Below are 22,612 nucleotides of genomic sequence, written 5' to 3' on the forward strand. Positions count from 1 at the left end.
CTTTAAAATTAATTCAAAAGGAGAAAATTTTGGATACTAAAGCAATAAAACAAGTTATAGATATTTTTGAAGGCTCAAATGTTCATAAAATGGAAATTGAAGCCGGAGAAATGAAGATTAAACTTGAAAAAGAAGATAGCAAAAGTGTTGTAAATTATGTTAAACCACAAGAATATATTGTGGAATCACAACCAGTTATAAAAGAAGATACTGAAGAAGTTATAAAAGAAGAACCAAAAGGGAATTGGGTAAAAAGTCCTATTGTAGGAACATTTTATTCAAAACCAAATGAAAGTTCACCTGCTTATGTAAACGTGGGAGACAGTGTAAACAAGGGAGATATCGTTTGTATCATTGAAGCAATGAAAGTAATGAACGAAATAAAAGCTCCTTGCAGCGGAAAAATCATAAGTGTTGCAAAACAAGACGGTGAAATGGTTCAGTTTGATGAAAATCTAATATGTATAGGTGATTAAATGATAAAGAAAATTTTAATTGCAAACAGAGGAGAAATAGCAGTAAGAATAATAAGAACTTGTAAGGAAATGGGAATTAAAACCGTAAGTGTATATTCAACTGCGGATAAAGATGCCTTACATGTTCAAATAGCAGATGAAGCTGTTTGTATAGGTTCGCCTAAAGCAATGGATAGTTATCTAAATATGAGTAATATCATAGAAGCTGCTTGTCAGACAGGATGTGATGCCATACATCCGGGATTTGGTTTTTTAAGTGAAAATCCAAGATTTGCAAGACTTGTTATTGGATGTGGATTAATTTTTATTGGTCCAAATCCTGAAACAATCGAAAAACTCGGTAATAAGAGTGAAGCAAGAAAAATAATGATAGAAGCTGGGGTGCCTGTTGTTCCCGGTTCTAAAGAAATTATAAAAGATGTAGATGAAGGTAAAAAGCTTGCAAATGACATAACATATCCCGTAATTATTAAAGCCAGTAATGGCGGCGGCGGAAGAGGCATGAGAATTGTAAGAAAAGAAGAAGAATTTGAAGATGCTTTTAATGCTGCTACAAGTGAGGCAAAGGCTTGTTTTGGGGATAGTGATGTATATATAGAAAAATACATAGAAAAGCCAAAACACATTGAAATTCAACTTATAGCCGATAAGCATGGTAATGTTATACATTTATTTGAAAGAGACTGTTCTTTCCAAAGAAGAAACCAAAAGCTTATAGAAGAAGCACCATGTCATATGCTTAAAGATGATATAAGGCAGTCTATGATAAATGATGCAATAAAAGCATGTAAATATGTTGGATATGACAGTGTTGGAACAATTGAATTCTTGCTTGATAAAAGCGGCAAATATTATTTTATGGAAATGAATACGAGAATTCAGGTTGAACATCCAATATCAGAAATGATAAGCGGAGTTGATATAGTAAAACAACAAATTAAAGTTGCCGGCGGACAAAAACTTACTTTAAAACAAGAAGATATAAAACAAAACGGTTATGCATTAGAATGCAGAATAAATGCGGAAGATGTAGAAAGAAATTTTGCACCTTCCGGAGGAAAGATAAACTTTTTACATATTCCCGGAGGAAGAGGAATAAGAGTTGACAGTGCTGTGTATACAGGATATGAAATACCTCCCTTTTATGATTCCATGATTTTAAAACTCATTACTTTTGCACCTACAAGGTTAGAATGCATAAAGAAAATGAGAGTTGCATTGGAAGAGTTAATTATAGACGGAGTAAAAACAAATATAGAATTTCATTATTTGGTGCTTCACAATAAAACTTTTATTGAAGGAAAATACGATACGGGATTTTTTGAAGAGTTTATAAAGGAGTTGGAAGAACAAAGTGGAGAACTTATTTAGGAAAAGACAGGAAAGACTTGAACTTTTTAAGTCCAGAAGAATAACTTCTTCAAAAGAGGTTACAAAAAGAGAAGTTCCTGAAAATTTAATAAAAAACTGTGAAGTATGCCATAAAAATACTCCATATGATGAAATGATGGAAAATCTTTATGTCTGTCCAAATTGCGGTCATCATTTAAAGATAAGTGCAAGAGAAAGAATAAGACAACTTACGGATAAAAGAAGTTTTAGGGAAATGGATAAAAACATTGAAAGTAAAAATGAAGATAATTTCCCAGGTTATTCTAATAAACTTGATAAGTTAAAAAGAGCAACAGGACTTCATGAAGCAGTTGTTACCGGAGTTGGAAAAATAAACGGTCAAAGAATTGCCATTGCTGTTATGGACAGTAATTTTATGATGGGAAGTATGGGGCAAGTTGTTGGAGATAAAATTACTAGAATAATAGAGCTTGCAACAAAAAGAAAACTTCCCCTTCTTATAAGCTGTACCAGTGGCGGAGCAAGAATGCAAGAAGGGATTATGTCTTTGATGCAAATGGCAAAAACAAGTGCTGCACTAAAGAGATTTTCTGATGAGGGAGGCTTTTATATATCTTTGCTTACTCATCCAACCACAGGCGGAGTAAGTGCATCTTTTGCAATGCTTGGAGATATAATAATTGCTGAACCAAATGCTCTTGTAGGTTTTGCCGGAAAAAGAGTTATTGAAAATACAATCAATGAAACCCTTCCAAAAGAATTCCAAAGAGCTGAGTTTTTACTTGAAAAAGGTTTTATAGATATGATTGTAAAAAGAACAGACATGAAGAAAACCATTTATGATCTTATAGTACTTCATAAAGGAGTAAGACAATGAGCATAAAAGAATGTGAAATAAAAATAAGAGAATTGGAAGCAAAAAAGGCTTCTCTTTCTTTAACGGACAATGAAGAATTTGACAAAATAAATAAAGAAATAAGACAGCTAAAGAAAAAGGCATATGCAAAATTAGAGCCTTGGGATAGAGTATATCTAGCAAGACATCAAGACAGACCAAAAGCAAGCGATTATATATCACTTCTTTTTGATAATTTTTATGAGCTTCATGGGGATAGATGTTTTGGAGATGATAGTGCGTTAATTGGGGGTATTGGAACGTTTAATGATATTCCGGTAACCGTTTTGGCACAGGCTAAAGGAAAAACTTTAGAAGAAAATTTAAAGAGAAACTTTGGAATGATGAATCCTGAAGGTTATAGAAAGGCTTTAAGACTGGCAAAAGAAGCAGAAAAATTCCATAGACCTATTATTACAATAGTTGATACGGCAGGTGCGTATCCAGGAAAAGGTGCTGAGGAAAGAGGACAGGCTGAAGCTATTGCAAAATGTCTTTATGAGTTTTCAAATTTGAAAACACCTGTTATAAGCGTTGTTATTTCCGAAGGTGGAAGTGGTGGGGCTTTAGCTTTAAGCGTTGCCGATAAAATAATAATGCTTGAAAATGCAATATATTCCGTACTTTCTCCTGAAGGATTTGCGAGTATTTTGTGGAAAGATGAAAGCAGAGCCGAAGAAGCAAGTAAATATATGAAACTTACTTCTTTTGATTTGTATGAAAAAGGAATTGTTGACCATATAATCAAAGAACCTGAGGGAGGGGCTCAAAACGGACTTGAGTATGTAGTTGCTCAAATATCCGTTTATATTCAAAATGAGCTTATGGAATTATCAAATAAAAAAGACAGACAACTAATCAAGGAAAGATATTTAAAATATCGAAAAATAGGAATGATTTAAGATGAAAAATAGAAAAATTATTGGATACGGTTATTACATACCCAAAAATTTAATAACAAATCAAGACCTTGAGAAAATCGTAGATACAAATGACGAATGGATTAAAAGCAGATCTGGAATAGAAACAAGGTATATAAGCAGTGATGAAAATACAAGCGATATTGCTTATAATGCTGCAATAAAGGCTATTGAAGATGCAAAAATTGCTAAAGAAGATATAGACCTAATTATATGTGCAACATGTACTCCTGACAATATGACTCCATCTACTGCTTGTTTGGTTCAAGAAAAGCTTGGACTAAATGATTCACATGTAATGGCTTTTGATTTGAATGCTGCTTGTAGCGGTTTTTTATATTCAATGCAGGTTGCATCGTTTATGTTAAGTGAATATAAATGTGCATTAGTTATCGGAGCTGAAACATTAAGCAAGGTAATTGATTGGACAGACAGAAGCACCTGTGTTCTTTTTGGAGACGGAGCTGGAGCTGTAATAATGAAAAGAGAACAGACCGATAATGATATGTACTTTTATTCTAACGCAGAAGGGGATAATCAAGGGAAATTAAGAATACAAGGCTTAAGTTTAAAACAACCACTTCAAAATGAAGAAAGAAAAGTAGGTCATATTGAAATGTCTGGTAACGATGTTTTTAGATTTGCAGTAAGAGCCATGAGTGATGCTTTAACAGAAGCTTTAAATAAAGCAGGTAAAACAATAGATGATATTGATTTAGTAATTCCTCATCAGGCTAATTATAGGATTATAAAACACGTTATAAAAAAACTTAAGATAGATGAAGATAAAGTATATATTAACCTAAATAAATATGGTAATACCTCAGCTGCAAGTGTTGCAATTGCACTTGCAGAAGCTAAGGAAAAAGGATTAATAAAAGAAGGAGCAAAAATTGTTTTGATAGGCTTTGGAGCCGGATTTACATACGCTTCAGGGTATATTGAAATATAGTAAAAAATTATGACAATGTTAAATAAAATTTTAGGTATTAAATATCCTATTATCCAAGGTGCCATGGCAAACATTGCAACCGCAGAATTTGCGGCAAGCGTTAGTAATGCAGGTGGGCTTGGGATAATTGCAACAGGGGCAATGACTTGCGAACAAGCAAGAGAAGAAATAAGAAAATGTAAGAAATTAACAGATAAGCCTTTTGGGGTAAATGTAATGATGATGAACCCTCAAACAGAAGAAATCATGAATATGATATGCGAAGAAAAGGTTGATGTTGTTACAACGGGAGCAGGAAACCCAGGAAAATACGTTGAAAAATTAAAGAAAAGCGGAACTAAAGTATTTCCTATTACACCAAGTGTTGCTTTAGCAAAAAGGCTCGAAAGAAGCGGAGTTGATGCTCTAATTGTAGAAGGGGGAGAATCCGGCGGTCATGTTGGAGAACAAACGACTATGAGCCTTGTTCCTCAAGTTGTAGATGCAGTTAATATTCCTGTTATTGCAGCAGGTGGTATTGCTGATGGAAGAGGTTTTAACGCTGCATTATCATTAGGTGCAATAGGTGTTCAAATAGGAACTTGTCTTCTTGCAAGCGAAGAGTGTCCTATTCATGAAAACTATAAAAATGCAGTTTTAAAGGCAAAAGATACAGAAACAATCGTTACGGGAAAAAGCCTCAATGCTCCTGTAAGAGTTATGAAGAATAAAATGAGCAGAGAGTATGTTAAGCTTGAAGCCCATGCAGGAAGCAGGGAAGAACTTGAAAAACTTACTTTAGGCGGGCTTAGAAGAGCTGTTTTTGAAGGTGATATGGTAACAGGTTCTGTAATGATGGGACAAATTGCCGGAATGGTAAAAGAGATTTTACCTTTAGAAAAAATATTACAAAATATTATTGACGAATCAAAAGAAGAACTTGAAAAACTTATTGAAAAACACAAGGAGCTATAATGTTAAAAGAAGTAAAAATCAAAGATAAAATTTTACAAGTACCAATCATTCAAGGAGGAATGGGAGTAGGTATTTCTCTGTCTTCTTTGGCAGGTAATGTAATGAAAGAAGGAGCAATGGGCGTAATAAGTGCTGCTCATCCCGGATATAAAAAAGAAGGATTTAATAAAAATTCTCTAAAATGTAATGTGGAAGCAATCCTTGAAGAAGTAAAAAAAGCAAGAGAAATAAGCATGGGAAAAGGACTTTTAGGTGTAAATATTATGGTTGCAAGCAAAGATTATGCACAATATGTTAAAGCAGCCGTAAAAGCAAAAGTTGATGCAATAATTTCCGGTGCAGGGTTACCTCTTGAACTTCCAAAGCTTGTAGATGATAAGAGTATTTTGCTGGCTCCAATCGTTTCAAGTGGAAGAGCTATAAGATTAATACTTAAAAGATGGGATAAAAGACATAATACGGTTCCTGATTTTGTTGTGATTGAAGGAAGTGAAGCCGGTGGACATCTTGGGTTTAAAAAGGAAGAGCTTTTAAACGGAACATGTGAAAGTTTAGATAAAATCTTTGATGACGTAAAAAAAGAACTTCAGCCTTTTGAAGAAGCTTATGACAAAAAAATTCCTGTATTTGTTGCAGGAGGCATATTTACAGGAAGTGATATTGCTCATTTTATAAAAAAGGGCGCTGACGGAGTACAAATGGGAACAAGATTTATCGCAACAGAGGAATGTGATGCTGCTAAAGAGTTTAAAGATATGGTAATAAATTGTAAGAAAGAAGATATTGCAATTGTAAAAAGTCCTACAGGATTTCCCGGAAGAGGAATAATGAACTCTTTTATGAAAAAAACAGAAGAAAGAGGAAATATATCTATGTCTTCTTGTTTCAACTGTTTGTCACTATGTAATCCTTCCGATACCCCTTACTGTATATCAGGTGCTCTTATTGAAGCTGTAAAAGGGAATGTAGATAAAGGACTTGTGTTTGTAGGCAGTAATGCATACAGAGTAAATGAAATGACTACGGTGCATGATTTGATAAATGAGCTTGTAAGTGAAGCAAATGAAAAGTTAAAGGAGAATGATTAATGAAAATAGGATTTTTGTTTGCCGGACAAGGCAGTCAAAGTGTGGGAATGGGAAAAGAGTTATATGATGAATATGAAGAAGCAAGAAAAGTTTACGACAGCGTTAAACTTGATTATGACGTAAAAGAATTATGTTTTAACGGACCAAAGGAACAACTTGATGACACCGCATATTCTCAAAGTGCAATTCTTACAACTTCTATGGCAATAGCAAATGTTGTGAAAGCAAAAGGAATTAATCCCGATTATGTATGCGGACTTTCTCTTGGTGAATATTCTGCTCTTTGCTTCAGCGGTGTATTTAGCATTAACGATGCTGCAAACATAGTTAGAAAAAGAGGAGCAATAATGGCAAATGCACTTCCTAAAGGAACATCAAAAATGGTTGCAGTAATGAATTTTGATAAAGATATTATAAAAGAAACTTGTGAAGAAGTTAAAAAAGAAGGTATATGTGAAATAGCAAATTATAACTCTCCTGCTCAAATCGTTATAACAGGAGAAGTAAAAGCCGTAGATAAGGCTTGTGAAATATTAAAAGAAAAAGGTGCAAGAAGACTTATTCCTCTTAATGTAAGCGGAGCCTTTCATTCTTCTTTACTTGAAGATGCATCAAAGGAATTAAACAAAGTTTTAGGTGAATATGAAATAAAAACTCCTGAAATTCCTGTTGTTTATAATGTTACGGGAAAAGAATACGATGGTGACATAAGAGAAATTTTAACAAAACAAATCAAATCAAGCGTGTATTTCATGCAAATGGTTGAATATATGATAGATAACGGGGTAGAGGCTTTTGTTGAAATAGGACCAGGGAAAGTATTAAAGGGATTTGTAAGAAAAATCAATAAAAATATTCCGGTGTATAGTGTGGAAGATAAAAAATCACTTGAAGAAATGTTAGGAGCATTAAAATAATGGAAAGAAAAACAGCAGTTGTAACAGGTGCAAGCAGAGGAATTGGTAAAGCCATTGCCTTGGCTCTTGCAAAAGACGGTTTTAATGTAGTTATTAATTATAACGGAAACAAAGAAAAGGCAGAACAAGTAAAAAAAGAATGTGAAGATTTTGGAGTTAACGCAATAACAGTTAAAGCAAATGTTGCTGATTTTAGCGAAAGCGAAAATTTAATAAAAGAAGCAGTTTCAACATTTGGAAGTATTGATGTTTTGGTAAATAATTCAGGAATAACAAAAGATACATTACTTCTTAGAATGAAAGAAGAAGATTTTGACAGTGTAATAGATGTTAATCTAAAAGGAACATTTAATACCATAAAACACGCAGCAAGACAAATGATGAAACAAAGAAGCGGAAGCATTATAAATATGTCAAGTGTTGTAGGAATATCAGGAAACGCAGGACAAATTAATTACGCAGCAAGCAAAGCAGGGGTAATAGGGCTTACAAAATCTGTAGCAAGAGAACTTGCTTCAAGAGGGATAAGAGCAAATGCAGTTGCTCCTGGATTTATTGAAACAGATATGACAGATGAGTTAAATGATAAAGCAAAAGAAGAAATTTTAAAAACAATTCCTTTAAACGATACTGGTAAAAGTGAAGATGTTGCAAATTTAGTTGTATTTTTAGCATCTGAAAAAAGCAGATATATAACAGGTCAAGTAATCCACGTAGACGGTGGAATGTTAATGTAGTAGGAGGAAAGATGAAAAGAAGAGTAGTAATAAGCGGACTTGGTGCGGTTTCACCTATAGGAAATGATGTTGAAACAATGTGGAACTCAATCAAGGAAGGTAAATGTGGTGTTGATGAAATAACTCATTTTGATACAAGTGATTATAAAGTAAAATTAGCTGCAGAAGTAAAAGATTTGGATATGGAAAAATATCTAAAAAGAAGAGAAATTAAATTTAATGATAGATTTACTTCTTTTGCAAGAATTGCTTCAATGCAAGCTATGGAAGATAGCAAAATTGATTTGGAAAGTGTTGATAAAAATCGTTTTGGCGTTATAATTGCCAGCGGTATTGGTGGAATTGAAACTATTGAAAATGCTCAAAAAAATATGGAAAAGAGAGGACCTTCAAAGGTTTCTCCATATTTTATTCCGATGTGCTTAATTAATTTAGCAGCGGGCAATGTTGCAATTGATTTTGGTTTAAAAGGTCATTGTTCTTCTACTGTTACAGCTTGTGCAGCAGCAAGTAATGCAATAGGCGAAGCTTTCCATAAAATAAGAGACGGATATGAAGATTTAATGCTTGCTGGAGGAAGTGAAGCTTCTATTACACCTCTTGCAATGGCAGGTTTTATGTCAATGAGAGCTTTACATGAAGGAGACGATAAGGAAAGAGCAAGTATTCCTTTTGATAAAGACAGAAGTGGTTTTGTTATGGGCGAAGGTGCAGGTATATTACTTCTTGAAGAATATGAGCATGCAAAGAAAAGAGGAGCAAAAATATATGCTGAAATCGTAGGTTATGGTGCAACTTGTGATGCATTCCATGTAACAGCTCCAATTTCAGACGGAAGTGGTGGAGCTGGTGCTATGGTAAATGCTATTGAGGATGCAGGCATAAACTATAAAGATATTGATTATATTAATGCTCACGGAACAAGCACACCTCTAAATGATAAAACAGAAACTTTAGCTGTAAAAACAGCGTTTAAAGATCATGCAAAAGAACTTAAAATATCTTCTACAAAATCTAATACAGGACATCTTCTTGGTGCATCAGGTGCAATAGAGGCAATTATTTCAGTAAAAGCTTTAGAAGATGGATATATTCCTGCAACAATAAATTATAAAAACGAAGATGAAGATTGTGATTTAAACATAGTTCCAAATGAAGGTATAAACGAAGATATTAATTATGCCATGAGCAACTCTTTGGGATTTGGTGGACACAATGTTTCTTTAATATTTAAAAAGGCGGAAGAATAATAATGATATATAATTCAAATGATATACAAAATATAATACCACATAGATATCCATTTTTACTTGTTGATACAATAGAAGAAATAATAGACGAAACTTGTATAATAGGCAAGAAAAACGTAACTGCAAATGAAATGCATTTTATGGGGCATTTCCCTCAAAAACACGTTATGCCCGGTGTTTTAATCGTCGAAGCCTTAGCACAGACAGGTGCTGTTTTACTTCTTTCAAAAGAAGAAAACAAAGGTAAGATTGCGGTTTTAGCCGGTGTAAACAAGATGCGTTTTAAAAGACAGGTTATACCGGGGGATACGCTTACTTTAAAGGTTGAGCTAACAAGAATGAAGGCAGGCATAGGTTTTGCCAGTGCAATAGCTTTAGTTGGGGATGAAGTTGCAGCAAAAGGTGAGATAATGTTTGCTATTGATAAATAAAAGAGAGGTTACTCTCTTTTTTTATTGATTATAATGTTGCATTAAACTTAGTTAGGATATATAATATAAAACATGAAAAAGAAAAAAGTAAAAGTAATTAAAAAAAGAAAATCAACTGAACCTATAAAAAAAGATAAAAAAAGTATTGTTTTATATTTGTTAATAGCGGTATTTAGTATTACTCTGTTATTTTCGGCATATAAAATATATTCAATTATGTCTGAATATAACAAAGGAACTTCAACCTATGATAATTTAATAAGTGAAGTTAAAAAAGATAAAGAAATTGATTTTGATGCTTTGAAATCAATAAATCCAGATGTTGTAGGTTGGATATATTCTGAAGGTACTGTTATTGATTATCCTGTTGTTCAAGGAAGCGATAATGATTATTATTTACATCATTTATTTGATGGTACATCAAATTCAAGCGGTACTGTATTCCTTGATTATACAAAGAATAAAGACTTTACATCGAAAAACTCTATTTTGTATGCTCATAATATGAAAAACGGAAGTATGTTTGCAAGTTTAATGGGGTATAAAGATCAAGAATATTATGATGCTCATAAAACCATGGATTTATATACTCCGGATAAAAATTATGAAATAGAAGTAGTTTATGGATTTGTTATTGATGCATACAAATGGGATGATAATGGATTTGCTTCAGATGATAATGTTGAAGATTTGCTTCTTCATGCAAAATCAAATACAACATTTGACAGCGGTAAGACCATATCTTCTGATGATAAGATAATAACACTTTCTACATGTTCATATGAAATAGAAGAAGGAAGATATGTATTAATAGGGAAATTAGTTGAAAAATAAAAGGTAAGATTTCTTACCTTTTTTTTATTTTAATAAAAAATAAAGATTAAATTAATAAAAAGGTATTATATTTATATTATAGTTTTAAATATGATATTTTACATCATTCTACATAAACTTTGTCTGTTTTATGATAAAACATTTTGTGTAGCAATTTATAATATTGGAAAAAGTATATTTATGTGGTAAAATATATTCAAAATTAGGAGGTTTGTCATGAGTGGTTTTAATTTAGTTGTTCCGAGTAAAATAATTTTTGGTGAAGGGAAGGTTCATACATTAGATAAATACATATTGGAATATGGTGATAAGGTTTTATTGTTATGCGGAAAAGCTTCATTAAAAAACTCAGGGATGTTTGATAAAATAATTGGTAATTTTGAAACAGATAATATAAGTTATGAAATACATACAATAACCGATGAACCGGATGTTGAAACAATAGATAATCTTGCAAATGAATACAGAAATAAACCTGTTGATCTAATCGTAAGTATAGGTGGTGGAAGCGTTATTGATACAGGTAAAGCTTTGAGTGCAATGTTAAAAGAAGAAGGAAGTATTGTAGACTATCTTGAAGGTGTTGGAGATAAAGTCCCAAGTGGGAAAAAAGTTCCTTTTATTGCTGTGCCTACAACAAGCGGTACAGGTAGTGAAGCTACTAAAAATGCTGTTATAAAAGGACAAATCGGGGATGTGAAATTTAAAAAATCAATCAGACACGATAATCTTGTTCCAAACGTAGCTTTGGTTGACCCTGTTTTAACTTTAAATTGTTCTAAAAAGGTAACAATGCAAAGCGGTCTAGATGCTTTTTGTCAGCTTCTTGAAGCATATATTTGTACGAACTCTAATGCTTTTACGGATATGCTTGCTGAAAAAGGTCTTAGAAGAATGAGTGAAAGTTTGTTAAGAGCATATAATAACGGTGAAGATCTTGATGCAAGAAATGATGTATCTTATGCAGCTTTATTATCAGGTATATGTATGGCAAATGCAGGACTTACTACAATACATGGTTTTGCATCTGTAATTGGTGGTTTGTATGATGGCATTCCTCACGGTGCAATATGTGCAAGCTTACTTCATGGAGCGACTGTTGTTAATATTCAAAAGATAAAAGATTTTGAGCCTAACAATCCTTCTGCATATAAGTATGCTAAACTTGGAGCTTATTTAATGCGTGCAACATATTCTCCGGATAGACATGAGGTATTTTTCAGAGCTGTTGTTGACACATTAAAAGAATGGAATGAAAAAATGAATATTCCTAGACTTTCTGATTTTGGAATTGATAAAGATGATTTCTGGAAAATTTTGGATGAAGCTAAACAAAGAAATAATCCGGTTAAATTATCTGATAGCGAAATGGAACAAATTTTAGATATTAGTTATTAGAAAGGAAGATTATTATGGCAAGAGTAACTATTTATACAACCAAAACATGTCCTTACTGCAAAATGGCTAAGGAACTTTTAAAACAAAAAGGTATTGATTTTGAAGAAAGAATGTTAGAGTTCGGAAGTGATGAACTTATAGAACTTGTAAATAAAACACATCATAGAACTGTGCCTCAAATTTTCTTTGGAGAAGAATTTATAGGCGGTTATGATGATTTACAAAAATATTTAACAACAAAAGAATTTATTTAAAAAAGAAGGCAAAAGCCTTCTTTTTAATTGACAGAAAATTGCAATCGTTTTCCTTTTCAAAATTAAATAAATAAAAAGAAAATATGTTTTTATTCTTGCAAATATTATATTTTTTCCTTATTATAGTCATGCTATAAACAGACGTGTTTGAAAGGAGAAAATATATGAGGGTATATTTAGATAATGCGGCGACAACAAGACCTTATAATGAGGTTATAGATATAATTAACGAATATAATACTGAGCATTATGGCAATGCTTCATCCCTTCACTCTTTCGGCAGAGAAGCAAGAAAAGGAATTGAATGGGCAAGAGAAGAAATTGCAAATTTGATTAATGCATCAGCAAGAGAAATTTTATTTACAAGCGGTGCTACTGAAAGTGATAACTGGGCTATAAGAGGAGCGGCTTATCACAATATAGAAAAAGGAAAACATATAATAACTTCTGCAATTGAGCACCATGCTGTTCTTCATACTTGTAAACAGCTTGAAAAAGAAGGTTTTGAAGTAACTTATCTTCCTGTTGACAGTGAAGGTAACATCAATTTAAGAGATTTAAAAGATGCAATAAGAGAAGATACAACTCTAATAAGCATTATGGCTGCAAACAATGAAATAGGTACAATTGAACCTATTAAGGAAATAGGAGAAATTGCAAGAAAAAAAGGTATACTTTTCCATACAGATGCAGTTCAAGCCATAGGGAAAATGGATATAGATGTTGAAAAAATGAATATTGATATGCTTTCAATGTCTGCTCATAAAATACACGGACCAAAAGGAATAGGGTTCTTGTATATAAATAAAAAAGTAAGAATTGATGTTTTTATGCAAGGAGGAGGGCAAGAAAGAGCTTTAAGAGCTGGAACTTATAATGCACCTTGCATTGCAGGAATGGGTAAAGCCGTTGAAATAACAAAGGCAAACATGGAAAAAAATATTCCATATATGAAAGAACTTAGAGATTATTTTATAGATGAAATATTAAAAGATGTACCTGATACAATATTAAACGGGAGCAGAGAAAAAAGATTATGTAACAATATTAATTTTACTTTTAAAGGAATTGAAGGTGAAGCATTGTTATATGCTCTTGATTTAAAGGGTATAGCTTGTTCAACAGGATCTGCTTGTACGGCTGATTCTGGAAGTGAATCTCATGTTATAGATGCTTTAGGAGATAATAATAAGTTTGAAATAGGTGCAAGTGTAAGATTCTCTTTAAGTGAATTTAATACAAAAGAAGAAGTAAATTACACAATTGCAGTTTTAAAAGATACAATAAATAAATTAAGAAAATTAAGTCCATTTTATTAGGAGGTAAAGAAAATGTATAATGATAAGGTATTAGATCATTTCCAAAATCCAAGAAATGTAGGAGTAATAGAAGATGCTACTGTAGTAGCAAAAGAAGCAAGCCCATCTTGTGGGGATACAACAGAATTTTATTTAAAAATAGATGAAAATGATGTTATAACAGATATCAAATTTAGAACTTTCGGATGTGCTGCAGCAATAGCAAGTGCAAGTATGTCAACAGAACTTTTAAAAGGCAAAACAGTAAAAGAAGCAAGAGAAATAACAAATAAGAAAGTTGTTGAAGAACTTGGAGGACTTCCTCCTGCAAAAGTTCATTGTTCTGTTTTAGCAGAAGGTGTTATAAATAAAGCTTTGGATGAATATGAAGAAATGAAAAAGAACAAATAAACTTTATTGTAAATATAATTTATTTATGATATAATTTTAAGAAGAAAAAATATTTTTCGGAGGATAGATATGAAACATATTAAAAAAGTGAACGAAGTTAGAGAAGCAAGCAAAAATAAAGGCTGCGGAGAATGTGCTACATCTTGTCAATCAGCATGCAAGACTTCTTGTACTGTTGGTAACCAACCTTGTGAAAATAAATAAAAAAATAAATAGAATAAAAAAAGCAACCTAAAGGTTGCCTTTTTTTAAGTTAGAGGAAGATATGGGTATATATAAATATAAATTTAAAGATAAATATATTGTTTTAGATGTCAATTCATCTCTTGTTTATGATGTAGATGAAATGACTTATGATGTTTTAGATTATTATAAAGATAAAAATGAAGAAGAAATTGTTGCTATCTTAAAAGATAAATACGATGAAAATGAAATAAAAGAAGTAATAAATGAATTAAAAGAACTTGAAGAAGAAAACAGACTTTATACACCAGAAAAGAAAGTTAACAGAAAATTATTTGAAAAAGGCATTGTAAAAGCAATGTGTCTTCATGTTTCTCACGATTGTAATTTAGCTTGTCGTTACTGTTTTGCTTCCGGTGGAAATTTCAATATGAAAAAGGAAGTAATGAGCTTTGAAACTGCAAAAAAAGCAATTGATTTTATTATTAACAATTCAGGAAATAAAGTTCATCTTGAAGTTGACTTTTTTGGGGGAGAACCTCTTTTAAACTTTGATGTTGTTAAAAAGACAGTTGAATATGCAAAAGAAGAAGCAAAAAAATACGGTAAGATATTTAGATTTACATTAACAACAAACTGCGTTCTTTTAAATGATGAAATTATAGATTATTTAAATAAAGAAATGTATAATGTTGTTTTATCAATTGATGGAAGAAAAGAAATCAATGACTTTACAAGACCTACTGCAAATGGTAAAGGAAGTTATGATTTAATAATAGATAATATTAAAAAGGTTGCTAAATCAAGAGATGAACTTGGTCTTGATTATTACATAAGAGGTACTTATACAAAACATAATTTAGACTTCTATAAAGATGTTGAACATTTTTCTGATCTTGGTTTAAAACAACTTTCTGTTGAAAGTGTTGTTGCCGATGAAAAAGAAGATTATGCAATAACAAAAGAAGATTTACCTGAAATTATGGAAAGTTATGATAAACTAACAGATATCTATCTTGAAAGACTTGGAACTGATAAAGAATTTAGATTTTTCCACTTTAATGTAGATTTAGATGGTGGAAAATGTGAATATAAGAGAGTTTCAGGTTGTGGTGCAGGATGTGAATATGTTGCTGTTACTCCTTTTGGAGATATTTATCCTTGTCATCAATTTGTAGGTAACACTGATTTTATAATGGGTAATTTAGATGAAGGAATTACAAACGATAAATTAAGAACTGAATTTTATGATTCAAACAGTGTTCTTGACAAAAAAGAGTGTGAAAACTGTTTCTGTAAATATTTCTGTGGCGGAGGTTGTCACGCAAACAGCTATAACTTTAATGGCAGAATAAATGGTATTTATGAAGTTGGGTGTGATATTTTAAGAAAAAGAATAGAATGTGCCATTTATATTAAGTGTAAAGAGAAAGAACTTATTGACTAGGTTGTAATAACGTTGTAGAATATACAAATATTAATATATAGGAGAAGATCATATATGAAAAAAAAGAAAAACGGACTAAAGATGTTTCTTATTTTAGTCGTAGTTGCTTTTTGCTATTGTCTCTTTATGTTCGGACTTCCTTTAAGTAAAGTAATAGGTGTTTATGATATAGAACCTTTAAAAGATACCATAAATTATGGTCTTGACTTAACAGGAGGGGTTAACGTTGTTTTACAAGCCAAAGAAAGTAACGGTAATGAAGTAACAGACGAAACTTTAGATAAGGCAATTGAAACAATCAGAACACGTATAGATTCATTAGGTGTAAAAGAACCTACTATTTCAAAACAAGGAACTGATAAAATCAGAGTGTCAATTCCTGATGTTGAAGATCAAGAAGAAGCACTATCTTTAATTGGTAAAACTGCCAAGTTGGAATTTGTTGATCCTAATGGAAATGTTATTCTTGACGGTTCAAATGTAAAAAGTGCTAAGTATGAAATTCAAAAAAGTGATGGATATGTAGAACAACCTGTTGTTGCTTTAGAATTAGATAATGAAGGCGCAAAAGCTTTTGCAGAAGCTACACAAAATAATATTGGTAATGTAATTTCAATCAAATTAGATGGTGAAGTTATTTCTGCGCCAACAGTTCAAAATGCAATTACAGATGGTAAGTGTGTAATAACAGGTATGAAAGATTCTGAGGAAGCTACAGAGCTTGCGACTTTAATAACAGCCGGTTCTCTTCCTGTTGACTTGGAAGCTGTTGAAATAAGAACAGTAGGACCTACACTTGGTCAAGATTCTTTGACAAAAAGTTTAACTGCCGGAGTTATTGGTGTAGCATTGGTATTCTTATTTATGATAGTAATGTATTTACTTCCTGGTGTTGTTGCTGATATATCTCTTGCAATTTATATTATTGTATATTTGATTTTAATGTCAGGGCTTGGGGTTACTTTAACGCTTCCTGGTATTGCAGGTATTATTCTTTCAATAGGTATGGCTGTTGACAGTAACGTTATTATATTTGAAAGAATGAAAGAAGAATTAAGAGCGGGAAGAAGTGTAAGAGGCGCCATTGATGCAGGTTTTTCAAGAGCCCTTACTTCTATTATAGATGCGAATATTACAACAGTAATAGCCGGTTTGGTTCTGTTTTTCCTTGGTGCGGGAACAATTAAAGGTTTTGCCCTTACTTTAATGGTTGGGGTTGTTGTAAGTATGTTTACAGCCGTATTTGTAACAAAGAGATTAATGATTATGGTTACTCAATCAGGTAAATTTGATAATCTTAAATTTTTTGGAATAAAGAGTGTGGGAGGTAGCGAAAATGAATTATAATTATAAAATTAATTTTGCCAAACACGCAAAAAGATTCCTTACTATTGCAATTGTTTTAATGTTGGTATCAATATTTTCTTTAATATTTAAAGGTTTGGATTTTGGTATTGACTTTAAAGGCGGTACAATCGTAACAATTGAACTTAATAAAAAATTTACCACTGATGAAATAAAAAATATAACTGATAAGTATGATCCTAAAGCGGAAATTACATCTTCTGGGGATAATGCGACTCAAGTTGTAATAAGTACAAGTAAAGACTTAACTGATTCTGAAAGAAAATCTTTATTTAATGATTTTAAAGCTGAGTATAAATTAGATAATAGTGATTTATTATCTATTGATAATGTTTCAGGTACAATCGGTGATGAGCTAAAATCAATGGCAATAAAAGCTTGTATTATTACTGTTATATGTATGCTTATTTACATTACTTTTAGATTTGAGTTTTTACAAGGTTTATGCGCAGTATTTGCGTTAATATTTGACTTATGTATGGTTGTTGGAGTTTTCTCAATATTTGATATACAGGTAAATTCAACATTTATTGCCGCAACACTTACAATTTTAGGTTATTCCATAAATGATACAATAATAACCTTTGACAGAGTTAGAGAAAATATAATAAAAGTCGCTAAGGGTGATTTTTATAATTTAACAAATATCAGTATTAATCAGACAATGAGGCGTTCAATCAATACTACACTTACAACGCTTCTTGCCGTTACTCCTCTTTTAATATTTGGTACAACATCAATAAGAGAATTTGTATTTCCTATGATGATTGGATTTATTTCAGGGGTATTTTCTTCAATTTGTGTTGCTGTTCCTATGTGGTATTTGATAAAAGAATATCAAAAGAAGAAAAATCCAAAGAGCGTAAATATGTCTTCTAAAAAAGCAAGTAAACCAATTAATCAAGATTTATTAGATCCTGATTTTAAAGGTGCAAGTGAATATAGCTATGATGCTGATTATGCAAAAGACTTTGTAATGGAAGAAAAAAGCGATGAAGAACTTTTAAGAGAGAAAGAAGAAAGAAAAGCTAAAAGAAAAGCTAGAAAAGAAAGAAAGAAGAAAAGAAAAAAAGGACAAAGATAAAAGACCACATATGTGGTCTTTTTTTTATTTATATTTTAAAGCTCTAATGGAATTTAATATTGCGATTATTGCAACACCCACATCTGCAAAAATTGCTTCCCACATATTTGCCATTCCAAATGCGCCTAAAATCATTACTCCTATTTTTACTGCTAAGGCTATAACTATATTTTGTTTTACTATAGAAAGTGTCTTTTTTGAAATTCTGTAGCCTGTAATAATTTTACTTGGTTCATCAGTCATTATAACAATATCGCTGGCTTCAATTGCTGCGTCACTTCCAAGACCGCCCATTGCAATTCCTATATCTGCCATTGTAAGAACCGGAGCATCGTTTAAACCATCTCCTACAAATACGAGTTTGCCTTTTTCTGATTTTGTTTGCATCAATTCTTTAACTTTATTTACTTTATCAATTGGGAGTAAGTTGGTATAAACATCATCAATTCCTATTTGATTTGCAACATATTCTCCAATTTCTTTTTTGTCTCCGGTAAGCATTACGGTCTTTTTAATGCCTAATTTTTTTAAGGATTTTATAGTTTCTTTTGAGTCCTCTTTTATTTCATCTAAAAGTAGGATATAACCTAAATATTGTTTTTCTTTACTTACATATAGTACAGTTCCTATACTTTTGGTTTCTTCTAACTCAATACCATTTTGTTTCATTAAATCGAAGTTACCAACTAATATTTCATTTTCATCAATAACAGCTTTTATTCCAAAACCTGATAGTTCTTCTATATTTTCTACTCTACTTGTATCAATATGTTTATTATATGTTTGTTTAACAGATATTGCCAAAGGATGATTTGAATATGCTTCTGCATAAGCTGTAAGCTCAAGCAGTTCTTCCTTTTTAATATCTTTTGCATAAATTTCTTCTACTTTAAAATGTCCTTTTGTAAGAGTTCCTGTTTTATCAAAAACCATTATTTCAGCTTTTGATAATGCTTCTAAATAGTTACTTCCTTTTACTAAAACACCACTACTGCTTGCGGCTCCTATTCCACCAAAGAATCCAAGAGGGATTGAAATAACAAGAGCACAAGGACAGGATATTACAAGAAATATTAAAGCTCTATAAATCCAATCAGAAAAAGGTGTAGATGTTACTATTGGAGGAATTAAAGCAAGTATTAATGCACATGAAACTACTATTGGCGTATAATACTTAGCAAAAACAGAAATAAAATTTTCTGTATGGGATTTTTCGCTGCTTGCGTTTTCTATAAGTTCCAAAATTTTTGTAGCCGTTGATTCATCAAATTCTTTTGTAACTTTTATTTTAAGTATTCCGTTTAGGTTAATACACCCACTTAAGACTTCATCGTTTTCTCTTACATCTCTTGGTAGAGATTCACCTGTAAGAGCGGAAGTATCAAGGGTTGATTTACCACTAAGTATAATACCATCAAGTGGTATTTTTTCTCCCGGTTTAACTATAATTTCGGCTCCAATATCTAAATCATCAGGATCAACTTTTATTAATTCACCATCTTTTTCTATATTTGCATAGTCGGGGCATATATCCATAAGTTCTCCTATGGATTTTCTAGATTTATTTACTGCATAACTTTGGAACCATTCCCCGACTTGATAGAAAATCATAACGGCAGCGCCTTCTGCATAGTCACTTAAAATTATGGATCCTATTGATGCAATTGCCATCAAAAAGTTTTCATCAAACACTTTTCCCTTTGATATGTTTTTTATTGCTTTTAAGATAATGTCATACCCGGATAAAATATATGCTAGTAAAAACAGAATAGGTGAAAAATTTGTATTTTTAAATATAAAACCTAAAACAAAAAGCAATAAAGCAAGGATAATTTTGTATAGCTGCTTTTGTTGTTTTTTCATTTTCTTTCTCCTTAATTTTAGCTATAAAATAATAGCTTCATCATCTATATCTTTAATAGCAACTCTTGCTTTTTTTATTATTTCTTCAAAATCTTCCTCATTCGCTTCTAATGTTAATTTTTGAAGCATAAAGTTTATATTTGCACTTTCTACTCCATCTATCTTTCTAATAGCTTCTTCCATTTTCATTGCACAATTTGCGCAGTCAATGTTATCCATTTTAAATTTCTTTTTCATTTCTTTTCTCCTTTTTTATTTTTATTCTTCTATGTGATCAATTCCTTGGTTTAATATAGTCATAACATGTTCATCTGCTAAGGAATAAAAAACGGTTTTTCCTTCTTTTCTGTTTTTTATAAGTCTTGCTTGTTTTAAATTTTTTAATTGATGTGATACTGCTGATTGAGTCATATTTAAAATATTAGCAATATCGCAAACACACATTTCGCTGACAAGAAGAGCATTTAATATTTTAATCCTTGTACTATCCCCAAAAACTTTAAACAGTTCTGCAAGGTTGTAAAGTTCTTCTTCGTTCGGCATCTTTTCATGCACTTTATCAACAATATCTTTATGAATGTGTTTTAATTCACACATTTCTATTTTTGCTGCTGCCATAGCATCCTCCTTTACATATGAATATATGAATACTTGTTCATATATTTAATTATATATATGAATTAAAAAAAGTCAATAAAAATTTTAAATTTATGCTTGACTTAGAGTTGACTTTAAGTCGTATATTAGAATGTAGAAAGGAGGAGTTAATCTTTGAAAATAAAAGAAGCAGCAATAATAACAGGTATTTCTGAGAATAATTTAAGATATTACGAAAAAATAGGGCTTATTCCTAAAATACAAAAGGACGTATCGGGTGTAAGAGATTACAGTGAAGAAGATATTAGATGGATAAAATTTATATTAAAATTCAAAGAAACAGGTGCAAAACTTGAATACATAAAGGAATATATGCATCTTGCACATTCAAATGATGACACAAAGGAAAAAAGAAGGAATATTCTTTTGAATATAGAAAATGACCTTGAAACGCAAATAGCACATTTACAAGATTGTCTAAATATTGTAAGATGCAAAATTAAAAATTTTGATGATCTTTGTAATCCTGAAACAGAAAAAATAATTAGTACAATTAAAGATAATTAAGGGGTATATAAAATGAAAAAAAGGTATTTAGGAAAAAATAAACTTGAAGTTTCTTCAATTGGTCTTGGTTGCATGGGCTTTACTCAAAGTTATCCTCCATATATTACAGATGGCGAGGCTATTGAAGTAATAAGAAAAGCCGTTGACCTTGGGATAACTTTTTTTGATACAGCAGAAGTTTACGGTCCCTATGAAAATGAAAGTTTACTTGGTAAAGCATTAAAGCCATATAGAGATAAAGTAAAAATTGCAACGAAATTTGGATTTGACATAGAAAATAATCGAGTTGATGAGCTTGGCAGACCTGTTGTGTTATCAAGTAGTCCCGATTCGATAAAAAAATCAGTTGAAGGTTCTCTAAAAAGACTTAATACGGATTACATAGATTTATATTACCAGCATAGAGTAGATCCAAAGATAGAAATCGAAGAAGTGGCATATACTATAAATGAACTTATTAAAGAAGGTAAAATATTGAATTGGGGACTTTCAGAAGCGAGCGTTAACACTATAAAAAGGGCAAATACAGTCTGTCCGGTAACGGCAGTACAAAGTGAGTATTCTATGTGGTATAGAGAACCCGAGAAAGAACTAATCCCAGCTTTAAAAGAGCTTGGTATAGGATTTGTTCCATTTTCACCTCTTGGTAAAGCGGTATTAACCGGAAGATTTAATGAAAATACAATATTTGAAAAAAATGATTTTAGAAGTCAAATACCAAGATTTAATAAAGAGAATTTGCCCAAAAATATTATTTTGGTAGATTATGTAAAAAATATTGCCATTAAAAAAGAAGCTACTCCCGCACAGGTTGCACTTGGATGGCTATTATCGAAAGAAGACTTCATTGTTCCAATACCAGGAACAAAAAAAATATCAAGAATTGAAGAAAATATAAAAGGAGAAGATGTAATTTTTTCGGTTGAAGAAATGAGAGAAATAGAAAGAGATTTGAATAATATTGAAATTACAGGAGCAAGATACCCAAAAGAACAAGAGGAATTAATTGATAAATAATATTCTGCTATTACATTCTTAAATGTGATAAAAATATGAATTCAAATAGAAAGGAACCTTAAAAAGGATAAATTTTCAAAATATTCTTGACTTTTTATTGTTTATACTTTAATATAAATAAAAATTGAATCAATTATAAACCATATAGATGAGAGTAAGTAATTAAATAATTTTATTTCACAGAGAGTCGATGGTCGGTGGAAATCGATAAATATGTATTTAATGAATGGACTTATCTTGGGCAGTGAACAAATCATTTATGAGAGTATTCGCTGACGGGATCTCCGCCCGTTATAAAGGGAGCATATATGATAGTATATG

At 31.4% G+C, this 22,612-nt stretch carries 25 protein-coding genes and 1 other annotated feature (1 of these 26 only partly in view); of the genes, 22 read left to right on the top strand and 3 right to left on the bottom strand.

Translation table 11 applies throughout. The features are described from left to right. The first annotated feature begins 29 nt into the window (after window positions 1-29). The 20 genes from accB to secF all read left to right on the top strand — a co-directional run bounded on the left by accB (window position 30) and on the right by secF (window position 18,247). Window positions 30-476, top strand: coding sequence for an acetyl-CoA carboxylase biotin carboxyl carrier protein (gene accB, locus M6G78_RS05935; RefSeq protein ID WP_171020551.1), 447 nt, complete (start codon window positions 30-32; stop codon window positions 474-476). Then, window positions 477-1,847, top strand: coding sequence for an acetyl-CoA carboxylase biotin carboxylase subunit (gene accC, locus M6G78_RS05940; protein WP_253229867.1), 1,371 nt, complete (start codon window positions 477-479; stop codon window positions 1,845-1,847). Further along, the gene (gene accD, locus M6G78_RS05945) at window positions 1,831-2,706 is read left to right on the top strand and encodes an acetyl-CoA carboxylase, carboxyltransferase subunit beta (protein WP_253229868.1); all 876 of its coding nucleotides are present in this window, start codon (window positions 1,831-1,833) and stop codon (window positions 2,704-2,706) included. The genes accC and accD overlap by 17 nt, the downstream gene beginning before the upstream one ends. Beyond that, window positions 2,703-3,626: an acetyl-CoA carboxylase carboxyltransferase subunit alpha gene (locus M6G78_RS05950; protein ID WP_138268124.1), complete on the top strand. Its 924-nt coding sequence runs from the start codon at window positions 2,703-2,705 to the stop codon at window positions 3,624-3,626. The genes accD and M6G78_RS05950 overlap by 4 nt, the downstream gene beginning before the upstream one ends. 1 nt (window position 3,627) lies before the next feature. Beyond that, window positions 3,628-4,596, top strand: a complete 969-nt coding sequence (locus M6G78_RS05955) for a beta-ketoacyl-ACP synthase III (protein ID WP_253229869.1) — start codon at window positions 3,628-3,630, stop codon at window positions 4,594-4,596. Between the two features lie 9 nt (window positions 4,597-4,605). Beyond that, window positions 4,606-5,550 carry a DUF561 domain-containing protein gene (locus tag M6G78_RS05960; protein WP_253229870.1) on the top strand — a complete coding sequence of 315 codons (945 nt, stop codon included), beginning with the start codon at window positions 4,606-4,608 and terminating at the stop codon, window positions 5,548-5,550. Next, window positions 5,550-6,638: a nitronate monooxygenase family protein gene (locus M6G78_RS05965; protein WP_253229871.1), complete on the top strand. Its 1,089-nt coding sequence runs from the start codon at window positions 5,550-5,552 to the stop codon at window positions 6,636-6,638. The genes M6G78_RS05960 and M6G78_RS05965 overlap by 1 nt, the downstream gene beginning before the upstream one ends. Continuing rightward, complete coding sequence (fabD, locus tag M6G78_RS05970; RefSeq protein ID WP_253229872.1) at window positions 6,638-7,555, top strand: ACP S-malonyltransferase; 918 nt, start codon at window positions 6,638-6,640, stop codon at window positions 7,553-7,555. The genes M6G78_RS05965 and fabD overlap by 1 nt, the downstream gene beginning before the upstream one ends. After that, complete coding sequence (gene fabG / locus M6G78_RS05975) at window positions 7,552-8,292, top strand: 3-oxoacyl-[acyl-carrier-protein] reductase (protein WP_253229906.1); 741 nt, start codon at window positions 7,552-7,554, stop codon at window positions 8,290-8,292. Before fabD ends, fabG begins: the two co-directional genes overlap by 4 nt. Before the next feature lie 11 nt (window positions 8,293-8,303). Continuing rightward, entirely contained in the window at window positions 8,304-9,542 is a 1,239-nt protein-coding gene (gene fabF, locus M6G78_RS05980; RefSeq protein ID WP_253229873.1) for a beta-ketoacyl-ACP synthase II, read from the top strand. A gap of 2 nt (window positions 9,543-9,544) precedes the next feature. Next, a complete protein-coding gene (gene fabZ, locus M6G78_RS05985; protein ID WP_256476280.1) occupies window positions 9,545-9,973 on the top strand; it encodes a 3-hydroxyacyl-ACP dehydratase FabZ in 429 nt (142 codons plus the stop codon). Window positions 9,974-10,045: 72 nt separating this feature from the next. Continuing rightward, window positions 10,046-10,807 (top strand): class B sortase, encoded by a 762-nt coding sequence (srtB, locus tag M6G78_RS05990; RefSeq protein ID WP_253229874.1) that lies wholly within the window; start codon window positions 10,046-10,048, stop codon window positions 10,805-10,807. A gap of 216 nt (window positions 10,808-11,023) precedes the next feature. Continuing rightward, window positions 11,024-12,205, top strand: a complete 1,182-nt coding sequence (locus tag M6G78_RS05995; protein ID WP_253229875.1) for an iron-containing alcohol dehydrogenase — start codon at window positions 11,024-11,026, stop codon at window positions 12,203-12,205. A gap of 14 nt (window positions 12,206-12,219) precedes the next feature. Next, window positions 12,220-12,459: a glutaredoxin domain-containing protein gene (locus M6G78_RS06000; protein WP_138268134.1), complete on the top strand. Its 240-nt coding sequence runs from the start codon at window positions 12,220-12,222 to the stop codon at window positions 12,457-12,459. A gap of 164 nt (window positions 12,460-12,623) precedes the next feature. Beyond that, window positions 12,624-13,778, top strand: coding sequence for a cysteine desulfurase family protein (locus M6G78_RS06005; RefSeq protein WP_253229876.1), 1,155 nt, complete (start codon window positions 12,624-12,626; stop codon window positions 13,776-13,778). Window positions 13,779-13,790: 12 nt separating this feature from the next. Then, window positions 13,791-14,168 carry an iron-sulfur cluster assembly scaffold protein gene (locus tag M6G78_RS06010; protein ID WP_138268136.1) on the top strand — a complete coding sequence of 126 codons (378 nt, stop codon included), beginning with the start codon at window positions 13,791-13,793 and terminating at the stop codon, window positions 14,166-14,168. Between the two features lie 69 nt (window positions 14,169-14,237). Beyond that, the gene (scfA, locus tag M6G78_RS06015) at window positions 14,238-14,372 is read left to right on the top strand and encodes a six-cysteine ranthipeptide SCIFF (protein ID WP_138268137.1); all 135 of its coding nucleotides are present in this window, start codon (window positions 14,238-14,240) and stop codon (window positions 14,370-14,372) included. 61 nt (window positions 14,373-14,433) lie between these two features. Beyond that, complete coding sequence (scfB, locus tag M6G78_RS06020; protein ID WP_253229877.1) at window positions 14,434-15,798, top strand: thioether cross-link-forming SCIFF peptide maturase; 1,365 nt, start codon at window positions 14,434-14,436, stop codon at window positions 15,796-15,798. A gap of 54 nt (window positions 15,799-15,852) precedes the next feature. Then, window positions 15,853-17,145, top strand: a complete 1,293-nt coding sequence (gene secD / locus M6G78_RS06025) for a protein translocase subunit SecD (RefSeq protein ID WP_253229878.1) — start codon at window positions 15,853-15,855, stop codon at window positions 17,143-17,145. Next, window positions 17,135-18,247 carry a protein translocase subunit SecF gene (secF, locus tag M6G78_RS06030; RefSeq protein ID WP_253229879.1) on the top strand — a complete coding sequence of 371 codons (1,113 nt, stop codon included), beginning with the start codon at window positions 17,135-17,137 and terminating at the stop codon, window positions 18,245-18,247. Before secD ends, secF begins: the two co-directional genes overlap by 11 nt. A 24-nt stretch (window positions 18,248-18,271) precedes the next feature. On the opposite strand, the gene M6G78_RS06035 is transcribed toward secF, so the two are convergent. Genes M6G78_RS06035 through M6G78_RS06045 form a run of 3 tightly spaced genes read right to left on the bottom strand, consistent with a single transcriptional unit; the run spans window position 18,272 to window position 20,728 of the window. Beyond that, a complete protein-coding gene (locus tag M6G78_RS06035) occupies window positions 18,272-20,110 on the bottom strand; it encodes a heavy metal translocating P-type ATPase (RefSeq protein ID WP_253229880.1) in 1,839 nt (612 codons plus the stop codon). Between the two features lie 21 nt (window positions 20,111-20,131). Next, entirely contained in the window at window positions 20,132-20,347 is a 216-nt protein-coding gene (locus tag M6G78_RS06040; RefSeq protein ID WP_253229881.1) for a cation transporter, read from the bottom strand. Window positions 20,348-20,368: 21 nt separating this feature from the next. After that, entirely contained in the window at window positions 20,369-20,728 is a 360-nt protein-coding gene (locus M6G78_RS06045; RefSeq protein ID WP_138268143.1) for a metalloregulator ArsR/SmtB family transcription factor, read from the bottom strand. Between the two features lie 153 nt (window positions 20,729-20,881). Here M6G78_RS06045 and M6G78_RS06050 point away from each other — a divergent pair, with 153 nt between their 5' ends. Together M6G78_RS06050 and M6G78_RS06055 are read left to right on the top strand one after the other, a co-directional pair. Further along, entirely contained in the window at window positions 20,882-21,274 is a 393-nt protein-coding gene (locus M6G78_RS06050; protein ID WP_253229882.1) for a MerR family transcriptional regulator, read from the top strand. A 12-nt stretch (window positions 21,275-21,286) separates the two neighbouring features. Then, window positions 21,287-22,291, top strand: coding sequence for an aldo/keto reductase (locus tag M6G78_RS06055; RefSeq protein WP_138268145.1), 1,005 nt, complete (start codon window positions 21,287-21,289; stop codon window positions 22,289-22,291). Window positions 22,292-22,426: 135 nt separating this feature from the next. Beyond that, window positions 22,427-22,612: a binding site (T-box leader), on the top strand (it continues 67 nt past the right edge of the window).

Source organism: Anaerofustis sp. NSJ-163 (assembly GCF_024135845.1).
GTDB lineage: Bacteria > Bacillota > Clostridia > Eubacteriales > Anaerofustaceae > Anaerofustis > Anaerofustis butyriciformans.

Excerpts from the sequence above, each read along its gene's own strand:
- fabF (WP_253229873.1), top strand. The coding sequence starts at position 8,304 with ATGAAAAGAAGAGTAGTAATAAGCGGACTTGGTGCGGTTTCACCTATA.
- M6G78_RS06000 (WP_138268134.1), top strand. The coding sequence starts at position 12,220 with ATGGCAAGAGTAACTATTTATACAACCAAAACATGTCCTTACTGCAAA.
- scfA (WP_138268137.1), top strand. The coding sequence starts at position 14,238 with ATGAAACATATTAAAAAAGTGAACGAAGTTAGAGAAGCAAGCAAAAAT.
- M6G78_RS06005 (WP_253229876.1), top strand. The coding sequence starts at position 12,624 with ATGAGGGTATATTTAGATAATGCGGCGACAACAAGACCTTATAATGAG.
- secD (WP_253229878.1), top strand. The coding sequence starts at position 15,853 with ATGAAAAAAAAGAAAAACGGACTAAAGATGTTTCTTATTTTAGTCGTA.
- scfB (WP_253229877.1), top strand. The coding sequence starts at position 14,434 with ATGGGTATATATAAATATAAATTTAAAGATAAATATATTGTTTTAGAT.
- fabD (WP_253229872.1), top strand. The coding sequence starts at position 6,638 with ATGAAAATAGGATTTTTGTTTGCCGGACAAGGCAGTCAAAGTGTGGGA.
- M6G78_RS05995 (WP_253229875.1), top strand. The coding sequence starts at position 11,024 with ATGAGTGGTTTTAATTTAGTTGTTCCGAGTAAAATAATTTTTGGTGAA.
- M6G78_RS05960 (WP_253229870.1), top strand. The coding sequence starts at position 4,606 with ATGACAATGTTAAATAAAATTTTAGGTATTAAATATCCTATTATCCAA.
- fabZ (WP_256476280.1), top strand. The coding sequence starts at position 9,545 with ATGATATATAATTCAAATGATATACAAAATATAATACCACATAGATAT.
- M6G78_RS06010 (WP_138268136.1), top strand. The coding sequence starts at position 13,791 with ATGTATAATGATAAGGTATTAGATCATTTCCAAAATCCAAGAAATGTA.
- M6G78_RS06035 (WP_253229880.1), bottom strand. The coding sequence starts at position 20,110 with ATGAAAAAACAACAAAAGCAGCTATACAAAATTATCCTTGCTTTATTG.
- M6G78_RS05965 (WP_253229871.1), top strand. The coding sequence starts at position 5,550 with ATGTTAAAAGAAGTAAAAATCAAAGATAAAATTTTACAAGTACCAATC.
- M6G78_RS06045 (WP_138268143.1), bottom strand. The coding sequence starts at position 20,728 with ATGGCAGCAGCAAAAATAGAAATGTGTGAATTAAAACACATTCATAAA.
- secF (WP_253229879.1), top strand. The coding sequence starts at position 17,135 with ATGAATTATAATTATAAAATTAATTTTGCCAAACACGCAAAAAGATTC.
- M6G78_RS06040 (WP_253229881.1), bottom strand. The coding sequence starts at position 20,347 with ATGAAAAAGAAATTTAAAATGGATAACATTGACTGCGCAAATTGTGCA.
- M6G78_RS05950 (WP_138268124.1), top strand. The coding sequence starts at position 2,703 with ATGAGCATAAAAGAATGTGAAATAAAAATAAGAGAATTGGAAGCAAAA.
- M6G78_RS06055 (WP_138268145.1), top strand. The coding sequence starts at position 21,287 with ATGAAAAAAAGGTATTTAGGAAAAAATAAACTTGAAGTTTCTTCAATT.
- srtB (WP_253229874.1), top strand. The coding sequence starts at position 10,046 with ATGAAAAAGAAAAAAGTAAAAGTAATTAAAAAAAGAAAATCAACTGAA.
- accC (WP_253229867.1), top strand. The coding sequence starts at position 477 with ATGATAAAGAAAATTTTAATTGCAAACAGAGGAGAAATAGCAGTAAGA.
- M6G78_RS05955 (WP_253229869.1), top strand. The coding sequence starts at position 3,628 with ATGAAAAATAGAAAAATTATTGGATACGGTTATTACATACCCAAAAAT.